General features: G+C 44.3%; 9 protein-coding genes and 1 pseudogene. 6 read left to right on the top strand and 4 right to left on the bottom strand.

All coding sequences use genetic code 11. From position 1 onward, the window contains the following. Window positions 1-260 precede the first annotated feature (260 nt). The 3 genes and pseudogenes from ACE1AT_RS22530 to ACE1AT_RS22520 form a co-directional block, all read right to left on the bottom strand. Window positions 261-905, bottom strand: a pseudogene (locus ACE1AT_RS22530) (cation diffusion facilitator family transporter); the annotation flags it as partial. A 21-nt stretch (window positions 906-926) separates the two neighbouring features. After that, complete coding sequence (locus ACE1AT_RS22525) at window positions 927-1,496, bottom strand: DoxX family protein (protein ID WP_374872398.1); 570 nt, start codon at window positions 1,494-1,496, stop codon at window positions 927-929. After that, on the bottom strand, window positions 1,493-2,398 hold the full coding sequence (locus ACE1AT_RS22520; RefSeq protein WP_374872396.1) for an SMP-30/gluconolactonase/LRE family protein: 906 nt from the start codon (window positions 2,396-2,398) through the stop codon (window positions 1,493-1,495). The genes ACE1AT_RS22525 and ACE1AT_RS22520 overlap by 4 nt, the downstream gene beginning before the upstream one ends. 566 nt (window positions 2,399-2,964) lie before the next feature. Here ACE1AT_RS22520 and ACE1AT_RS22515 point away from each other — a divergent pair. The 5 genes from ACE1AT_RS22515 to ACE1AT_RS22495 are packed head-to-tail and all read left to right on the top strand — an operon-like array spanning window position 2,965 to window position 7,601. After that, window positions 2,965-4,536 carry an FAD-dependent oxidoreductase gene (locus tag ACE1AT_RS22515; RefSeq protein WP_374872394.1) on the top strand — a complete coding sequence of 524 codons (1,572 nt, stop codon included), beginning with the start codon at window positions 2,965-2,967 and terminating at the stop codon, window positions 4,534-4,536. Window positions 4,537-4,565: 29 nt separating this feature from the next. Next, window positions 4,566-6,140 carry a GMC oxidoreductase gene (locus tag ACE1AT_RS22510; protein WP_374872392.1) on the top strand — a complete coding sequence of 525 codons (1,575 nt, stop codon included), beginning with the start codon at window positions 4,566-4,568 and terminating at the stop codon, window positions 6,138-6,140. Window positions 6,141-6,146: 6 nt separating this feature from the next. After that, on the top strand, window positions 6,147-6,647 hold the full coding sequence (locus ACE1AT_RS22505; RefSeq protein WP_374872390.1) for a DUF1622 domain-containing protein: 501 nt from the start codon (window positions 6,147-6,149) through the stop codon (window positions 6,645-6,647). Next, window positions 6,644-7,162, top strand: coding sequence for an HPP family protein (locus ACE1AT_RS22500; protein WP_374872388.1), 519 nt, complete (start codon window positions 6,644-6,646; stop codon window positions 7,160-7,162). The genes ACE1AT_RS22505 and ACE1AT_RS22500 overlap by 4 nt, the downstream gene beginning before the upstream one ends. Before the next feature lie 55 nt (window positions 7,163-7,217). Next, on the top strand, window positions 7,218-7,601 hold the full coding sequence (locus ACE1AT_RS22495) for a hypothetical protein (RefSeq protein WP_374872386.1): 384 nt from the start codon (window positions 7,218-7,220) through the stop codon (window positions 7,599-7,601). A gap of 193 nt (window positions 7,602-7,794) precedes the next feature. Here ACE1AT_RS22495 and ACE1AT_RS22490 read toward each other — a convergent pair whose 3' ends face one another. Beyond that, complete coding sequence (locus ACE1AT_RS22490; RefSeq protein WP_374872384.1) at window positions 7,795-8,355, bottom strand: carboxymuconolactone decarboxylase family protein; 561 nt, start codon at window positions 8,353-8,355, stop codon at window positions 7,795-7,797. A 92-nt stretch (window positions 8,356-8,447) separates the two neighbouring features. On the opposite strand from ACE1AT_RS22490, the gene ACE1AT_RS22485 reads away from it, so the two are divergent. Further along, entirely contained in the window at window positions 8,448-9,029 is a 582-nt protein-coding gene (locus ACE1AT_RS22485; protein ID WP_374872382.1) for a TetR/AcrR family transcriptional regulator, read from the top strand. Window positions 9,030-9,679: the final 650 nt, after the last annotated feature.

The following is a 9,679-nucleotide window of genomic DNA, read 5'->3' as shown; positions in this document are numbered from 1 at the left end:
CCATGAGGATTTCAAACAGTTAGTAATGTTTGTCATACTGTCTATATTAATTACTCACTAATTTACGTGATTATATTTAATTGAAATTGTATCTATTAGTACTAGTATATGTGCTACAAAATGAAGTGCGGAATGTGGGTTCTATTTTTTTTAACGCTGTCAATTTTAATTTTCAATTTTTATCCAATGACAGCGATTATGATTGTGCTGCTGGCTTTACTTAATGATGGGGCAATTTTAGCGATCGCCTACGATAGAGCTATTCCGTCTAACGCCAAATTTACAGAATCTTTTAGTAGCCGCCAAGTACCAACTACTACTACGATAACGATGATTAAGCTGATAACTGGGTCAAACCACAGCAAATCAGTAACCACAATGGCGATGCCAGCTAATACAACTCCCAAGGAAACTCCAGCATCAGCAACCATGTGCAGAAAGGCTCCTCGAATATTTAAGTCCTGTTTGCGACCTGACATAAACAGCAGAGCAGTAATGGTATTAATTGCAATTCCTACTACAGCAACACCGATAACTGTACCTCCTGCTACAGACTCAGGGGCGCTGAAACGTCGCAGTGCTTCCCAAGCAATCCCACCCATTGCTAAAAGCAGAACGATCGCATTCAGCAAAGCCGCTAAGATTGATGAGCGACGGAAGCCGTATGTATAACGTTGAGTTGGCGGGCGGCGGACAAGGATACTCGCTCCCCAAGCAAGTAGCAGTCCTAACACATCACTCAAATTATGACCAGCATCGGCAAACAGGGCAAGGGAGTGAGCTAAATAGCCGTACACTGCTTCAACAATTACAAACCCCACATTCAGGGCTGTACCGATCGCAAAAGCGCGGTTGTAGTTGCCAGTTTTGTGTTTGTGCAGCTTGTGACTATGATTATGTGTCATCTTTTAATTCTAAATTTTTCTTCACCGCCCAAAAATCGCAGCATCTATGGAATATGCACCAGGGCCTAAAACTGCGATCGCAATCAGCATGACGCAATACATAAACGCCTTTTCCCAACTGGGCGGTTCGCCTTTTCCTAAAGGGCCTTTGTACTGCTCTTCGGGAATTAAATAGGGATCTGTAGCTACAAAGGGCTTCCCTTGAATCAGATGTAACAAGATCGCAAACAACATCGAAGCCAGAATTGGCAAAGTTGCTAAAAGTGTGAAAAATCCCAGGATCAGGAAAAATCCACCAGCTAACATTGTCCATGCGGATATAAAGCAAAGAAAGACAGGTGTATTGATAGATTCTGCCCATCGACGCAGATGCAGTACTTTTGGATAGCCGTGGATCAAAAACAAACCGCCAACGCTTACTCTCAGCAGTAAAAGTGCTAATCCTGCTAGTCCGCCAGGATACGCATAAACAAGGGAACTCACCAAATGCGGCCCCAGGAAGGGATAATTAACTACAGCTAATCCAAGAGTAATTACTTTCGGTAGCACCCACACAGCGATCGCTACACCCAGTACAAATTTATAAATCATTGCCGTACACCACGGGTATTAAGGTCAATAGCATATAAGGAATGACCGGCCGTGATGAATAAGCAATCGCGTTCCTTGCCACCGAAAGTTAGATTAGCACATACTTCTGGTACAAAGATTTTTCCTAAGCGAGTTCCGTCAGGAGCGTATACTTGTACGCTATCTTGAGAACTAGTAAAAACATTACCATGTTCATCAACCCGGATTCCATCAGGTTGTCCAGGTTCAATGACTGCAAACACCCGTCCGTTCTTTGCCCATCGACCATCTACGACATCGTAGACGCGAATATGATGAGGCCCGCCAGGAATATTAAACGCAGCTGAATCTGAAACATACAGCAAACTTTCATCTGGACTGAAAGCCAGTCCGTTAGGTCGTACCATGTCCGTTACGACATGATAAATCTCGCCCGTTGCTGGGTCAAAGCGATACACGTAACTTCCGCTTTGTTCTTGTTCACCGCCGTATCCTTGATTTGGTTCGGTGATGCCATAGGGCGGATCGGTAAACCAAATTGTGCCGTCGCTTTTGACTACTAAATCATTGGGACTGTTGAGGCGTTTACCTTGGTAGTGATCGACTAAAACCTTCCATTCACCATTTTGTTCTTGTCGGATAATAGCACGCAAACCCGACGAACACGCAACCAAACGACCTTCTAAGTCGCGGTAATTACCACTTTGGTAATCAGATGGATCGCGTAGGACGGTCACTTTGTTAGCGGGACTCCACCGCAGCAGACGATTGCCATGAGCATCGCTCCACACCACACTGTCGTCTTCGTGCATGTAAACAGGGCCCTCGCTGTGAACTGCACCGTTGGCCAGCTTTTGCAGTGAAGCATCGGTCGATACAATAACACGCAGGCGATCGTCATAAATCTCAACGACTTGTGGCATAGGAACCTCCTATTATTTAATTTGGTTGCTGCTAATAAATAGCAGCTTCAAGCTATTGCAAGATAGCTATAAAGTTGCACTTAAATTTTTGCCAAAATCTGAGTGTGTAACTTGTAAATATAGATTTATAGCTGGTCATTAAACACAAATTTTTCGTGAATGATTGCGCTCGGCATAATTATTATTTAATGAAATTGCATTTACCTCAAACCGTAGATATAGATAATGAAGTAATTTACCAAATTTAGATTTTATATATAAAAAATGAAATTTCAATGAAATAATTACCTCTCTTTAGGCATAAATCAATATTAATCCGTTAGATAGAAGCAAAATTTAAATTGAAGCTTTAGCCTAAGCTTAGAAATATGCATTTAGGGTTAATCCACTTTGTTTAATTGCTCAAAAGTAACTCAATTTTTGTAAATTATTTTTTAATAAACTGAAAAAATCATAATTTTAACGTTGATAAAAGTGTTTATATTCTTCACAGACATAACTCATTATGTATCAATTAAAAATGAATAGTATAGTCATGTAGCTGATAGCTGATTTAAGAGTAGATTATGAAACAAATAGAAGCAGTTGTTGCCAATGTTAATGACCTAAATGATGGTGAAATGCGACAGGTATGTGTCGGCGAGACAGAAATTTTACTAAGTCGCATAGACGAAAAATTTTATGCTGTTGGCGCACACTGCGCTCATTATGGCGCACCACTAGCAGAAGGGGCGCTGAGTGGACATCATGTTGTTTGTCCTTGGCACAATGCCTGTTTTGATGTGACGACTGGCGATCAACTACAGCCACCTGGCTTGGATTCTTTAGCTTGTTATCAGGTGCGAGTTGAAGGCGAAAACGTTATTGTCAGCGTAGCAGAACAAACTACAGGATTACGATCGCCCGCAATGGCGCAATTCAACCCCGACATTGATGGGCGGACATTTGTTATTTTAGGCGCAGGTACAGCTGGGATTCATGCTGCTTTATCTTTGCGAGTAGCTGGATATCAAGGGCGAATCGTGATGATTACTCAAGAAGATAAATTGCCCTACGATCGCACTAAACTGAGTAAAGCGTACTTAACTGGTAAAGCATCCTCAGAAGAAATGCCTTTGCAATCGCCCGATTTCTTCTCTGAACACGCCATTGAAGTACTGTTAAATAAGCGAGTTGAGCAGGTACAAACAACCACAAAAGCGATCGCTTTTACCGACGGTGATTCGTTAACCTATGATGCCTTGCTAGTAGCAACAGGCGGAAAACCACGCCAGCTAGATATTCCCGGCGCAGACTTGCAAAACGTATTTACACTACGTAGTTTTGCAGATGGCGATCGCATCTTGACAGCCATCAAACAAAAAAAACAAGCAGTAGTTATTGGCTCCAGTTTTATCGGCATGGAAACCGCAGCAGGGCTGACTCAGCAAGGTTTACAAGTAACCGTCGTTTCGCCAGATTCTGTACCTTTTAAGAAAAGCCTTGGCGAACAAATCGGCAAAATCTTTCAGCAAGTCCATGAGGAAAACGGCGTTTCCTTTAAGTTGGGTAGAAAAGCGGTGCGATTTGAGGGTAGTGACAAGATAGAAGCTGTAATTTTGGATAATGGCGATCGCTTGAGTGCAGATATAGTCATTGTTGGCATTGGCGTACAGCCTGCAACAGACTTTCTTGAGGGTGTGAATTTGCATCCCAAAGATAGTAGTGTTGTCGTTGATGAATACTTGCGTGCAACTGATGGGATCTATGCCGCAGGCGATATTGCTCGTTATCCCGATTGGCGCACAGGAGAATCAATTCGCGTTGAACATTGGCGAGTTGCAGCAGAGCAGGGACGAATTGCAGCTCAGAACATGGCAGGTAAAGCAGTCAAATTTAAAGGGCTGCCCTTTTTCTGGACGATGCAATTCAAATTTCCGTTACGCTACGTGGGATATGCTCAAACTTGGGATGAAATAGTTGTAGATGGAGATTTGCAAAAACAGCAATTTATTGCTTATTACATCAAAAGCGATCAAGTCTTGGCAGTTGCAACCAGCCATAGAGATAAAGAAACAGCAGCAATCTCCGAACTGATGCGCTTAAACCAGATGCCAACACTCGAACAATTACAAAGCACTCTGCGTACCTCTGCGTAAACCTCTGCGCTCCTCTGCGTTTAAAAAACATGACGAACATCACTGAACGCTACGACATTATCATTATCGGTACGGGAGCAGGAGGCGGTACACTAGCTCACCACCTTGCATCCACAGGTAAAAAAATTCTCGTATTGGAACGAGGCGACTTTTTACCCAGAGAAAAAGACAACTGGAATCCACAGGAAGTCTATCAAAAACATCGCTATCATACCGATGAAGAATGGTATGACAAAGATGGCAAAGCCTTTAAACCCCAGACAGGTTACTGGGTTGGCGGCAATACTAAACTCTATGGTGCAGCTTTAGTTCGATTGCGCGAGCGAGATTTTGAAAAGGTAATTCATAAGGGAGGAATTTCGCCCGAATGGCCTTTGAAATATCAAGACTTTGAACCGTATTACACCCAAGCAGAAAAGCTCTATGATGTGCATGGAAAGGAAGGAGAAGACCCCACCGAACCACCCCGCAGCGAACCATATCCTTATCCGCCTGTGAGTCATGAGCCGGATATGCAGCAATTGGCTGATGGCATCCGCGAACTGGGATATTACCCATTTCACCTACCACTAGGATTAAAACTCAATGAAAGCGATCGCACCAAAAGTCCTTGTATTCGGTGCGATACCTTCGATGGATACCCCTGTCTTGTACACGCAAAAGCCGACGCCGATGTTAATGCTATTCGTCCTACCCGCGAAAAATATGCCAATTTCACCCTTTTAACTAATGCCAAAGTTTTGCGGCTGCATACCAGTGAGTCGGGACGAGAGGTAACGAAGGTAGAAACCGAAATCGCTGGTGAGAAGCATTGGTTTGCAAGCGATATTGTGGTAGTCGCCTGCGGTTCTGTCAACTCGCCTGCTTTGTTGTTACGGTCTGCTAACGATAAACATCCCCACGGATTGGCAAACAGTTCCGATCAGGTGGGGCGAAATTTCATGAAACAGCTGGAAACTGCGATCGTTTCCATACATTTAGACGTAAATCACGCCAACTTTCAAAAAACCATCGCTGTCAACGATTTTTACTGGGGAGAGCCAGATTTTCCTTATCCAATGGGGATGGTGCAGAATACAGGCAATGTACTAGCCGATATGATTCCCGCAGAAGCACCACCACTGATGGCTCCGTTTGTCAAGCTGATTCCTCATTTTGAGCGTCATTTGCTGGCTGAAAGGTCAGTCGGTTGGTGGTTGCAAACAGAAGACTTACCAGACCCCAATAATCGGATTCGCTTAGTCGGTGACAAGATTCACATTGACTATACACTAAATAATAGCGAAGCAAGCGATCGCCTGATCCATCGTTGGACATCTGTACTCAAGTCAATTCCGCGTTCTGCTAAACACGTCCTACCATTTAGTATTTATCCCCGCACTCATCTACCCGAACAAGCAGTAGCCCATCAATGCGGTAGTTGTCGATTTGGCACAGATCCCAAAATCTCAGTTCTTGACCTCAATTGCCGTACCCATGATGTCGATAATCTTTACGTTGTAGATAGTAGTTTTTTCCCTTCAAATTCAGGTGCTAACCCCACGCTGACAATTATGGCCAATGCTTTGCGCGTAGGCGATTGCATCGCTGAACAATTGAAGTAGAAAGGCATGAAAAGAGAGCCATCACGGGATTCATTGATTAATTTGTTATTGCCCCTAGCACTCATTCTAGGGCTAGTTCTGCTTTTGAGTTTGAACGTAGAAGGCGGGGGAGAGGCTAGGGAAACAACTCCTTTAGAGACATGGCTGAAAGTCATCGTTGGTTACTTGGCAGCAGGGACAGAAATTGCCGCAGCCGTTGTGATTGGTGGAGCAGTGATTCGAGGCATTGCTGCCTATTTGCGCTTGTTGTTCTCTCGCTCCAAACAACATTTTGATGCTACAGAAGGAGTTCGTCTGCAATTGGGGCGAGTCCTAGCATTGGGTTTGGAATTCACTGTTGCCAGCGATATTTTACGGACAGCAGTAGCACCAACTCGCCAAGATATTTTGAATTTGGGAGCGATCGTCCTACTGCGAACCTTGCTAAATTATTTCTTGGAGCGTGAGATTCAGCAAGGAGAACAGCGCCGTTTACCGGAGCCGGAACTTAATAGGAGTATACGATGAAACTTCATCGTTCCAGCTTAAAGCCTTTGGAAGGGGCGAATCGATCATTCCGCCGCCGCCTGGATTGGAAGGGTGAGTTAGCATTAGCCACTGCCCCGACAGTAATCATATTGAGCGTGTTTGCCCTAGTCGAAGTACTAACACGCCAGCGTTTGTTATTTGCGTCCCTTGCCTCTAGTGCCTTTCTCATTTATCTCGATCCCCAGCACGGTACAAATATGGTAAGAACTCTAGTAATTTCCCAAATGATGGCAGCTGCGATCGGTTTTTTAACATATATTTTGTTAGGTTCAGGTTATGTGTCTGGGGGAACTGCAATGATCGTTACCATCGTGCTGATGATCCTGTTAGATGTTATGCATCCTCCAGCCGTTACCACATCCTTAAGCTTTGCCTTAAAAGCTGGCAATGAAAACAACTTAGTTTTGTTTGGTCTGGCTGTGGGCATCACTGCTTTGTTGGTTGGACTAGAACGCTTTGCCCTGTGGTTGTTAGTGTACCTTAGCCCGAAGTAGTTCCATGCTGATCTACACAAATACTCAAGAGTTTAATAATTTCAAGGAGAAACTGATGAGCAACGAAGAAAAACCTGCTTTGGAAGCGCGAAACCAAACCCAAACCTCTCCTGAAACACCCTCTCATGCTCATCCTATTGCAATAGGATTGGGAGCAGCAGGAGGTGGAATTGCTGGAGCCGCACTCGGTCGCTCAATTGCTGGTAAGGTAGGTGCTACGATTGGTGGAGTTGCAGGTGCGATTGCTGGTGGGGTTGCAGGCAATGAACTGGCAGGATATGTTGAAGAATTTACGGAAGAACTTCAACCGACAATTGGATTGGGATTAGGAGCCGATCACAAACCGATTGAATTACCTAGTCATTATAGTTGGGAAGAATTACAAGCACTATCAAAACCCCAAGGTGGAGAAATTCAACTCATACCAATTCGTAATTAATTCCTAAGTGTTGAAGTTGCGACTTCAAGTTCACTGCTGCTTTTTGTCCAGCAGTTTGTACCCAATTCCAAACTGAGATGATAGTTGACGCACGATGCAATGACAGTACTTGTTCAACCGAAAAAATGGCTCAGGCAATTAATTACACACAATAACTAGGACACAATTACCTTTTTAGGTCGTGCAATATAACCTACGCTGTTATTGTAGATTTTGACCAAACATACGGTTGAAACGGTTTGTCGAGCGGTGTTGTGGCAATGTGATTAGTGTAATTGTGCATGATCTTGATTGCAATGCCCAGAATCACTTCTAACACTTGCTGTTGGGTGTAACCCGCTGCTAAGAATGCTTCAATCTCACCATCCTCAACCCAACCCCGCGCTTGAACCATGCGTTGGGTGAAGTGGCGTAATGCTTGTAATTTTAGATCGCTCAACGGCTTTCCGCCACGGAGTGCCTCAATCTCATCAGCCGACATCCCAATCATCTTGGCTAAACCCGAATGAGCTGCCATGCAGTAATGACACTCGTGTTCATAGTTCGCGGTGAGATAGACGACCTGCTGCTCAACAGGTGTCAAACTAGTGGCTTCAAACAAGTCCCACAGCGCCATCGAACCTTTGAGTAGTGAGGGCGCTTGGGCAAAAATGCCTTCGAGATTCGGGATAAACCCAAAGATCGCTTTTGCCTGAGCCAATGCCGCTTTCGATGCTTCAGGCGCGGTATCGAGCGTGTAAATCGGGAAATCCATTGAGCTTTACCTCCAAAAATACAAAGTAGACAGACTTGTCTACCTACTTGAGATGGTATTGTAGGGGAAAGGAGACAAACTTGTCTACTCCCATGACGACTGAATCTAGTTCCGCTCGACAACAAATTCTCGAAACTGCATCTGAACTGTTCTACCAGAAGGGTATTCAGTATGTAGGCATCAACGAAGTGATTGCAGCATCCGGAGTGGCAAAACGCACGCTCTATCGCTGGTTCCCGTCGAAGGACTTACTCATCGAAGCGGTCATGCAGTATCGTGCGGCACAGTGGATCAGTTGGTTTGAGACCGCCGTGTCCGAGCGGGGCAATACGCCCAAAGAGCGGTTATTATCTACGTTCGACGTGCTGAGAGACTGGTATGCGAGTCCCAATTTTCGAGGATGCCCCTTCATCAATGCCGTTCTAGAGATTGCTGATGCGTCCCACAAAGCGCATCAGGTTTCCATCAATTTACGGGAATCGATTCGCCAAATTATCATGCAGTTAGCAGCAGAAGCAGGGGTCAAGAATCCAGACTTTTTTTCGCGGCAGTATTTGTTGCTGATTGGGGGAGCAAGCTTAATGGCAACGATTGAACAATCTCCAGAGGGCGCAACTTTTGCTCAGACTGCTCTATCTGTCCTGATTGATGCGAATATCGGTGCTTCGGGGTGAATCTGACCGTTGGTACGACCCCTTGTATTTGTATTTCCTGAGATGTCGATGTAACCAAGCACAAGTAATGAGAAGGTTTGTCTCCGTAAGTATAGTTGTAAGGAAACTGGCATAATTCAGCAGCTTGCTTATGTGCTTGGTTTGATTTGAATTGTCGTGGGGTAAGGCGCAGCCCTGCCCGCTATTTGTGCCAGTTGCGTAAGTCCTGTTCAGTACAATTAGGCTTTTCTAATATTATGGAAAATCTAATAGACAACATTTCGTTGGCTGGGAGATTTTAGATGGTACAAAAAGTACTTCCAAAGAAAGATAGTAGAGAATTATTCGGAAGACATTGAGTAAAGGAGAATTCACTATGCTTGTGAAAACCTGGCGCTTTATCAGCCTTATTCTATCTGCGCTTGTAACTGGAATGGCGCTATGTCATGCACTCGAACTTCCAGCAAAAATGCAGTACTCTGCATCGCAATATATTACAGTTCAGAACAGTTTGTATGTTGCATTTGGGCCAATACGGTTCGGTTAAGCCCAAAATCAGGTAAAGTGAGGGTTATTCCCTGAATGCACTGATGTTGAATGCAACTCAAAGAATTCTCACTGATCTCACCTGTGGTCGAATCAGGTATGGTACTCAAAGCCTTAGAAACTGC

The sequence above is a fragment of the Pelatocladus sp. BLCC-F211 genome (assembly GCF_041928655.1).
Lineage (GTDB): Bacteria > Cyanobacteriota > Cyanobacteriia > Cyanobacteriales > Nostocaceae > Pelatocladus.
This window is presented reverse-complemented; position numbering and strand designations above follow the sequence as displayed.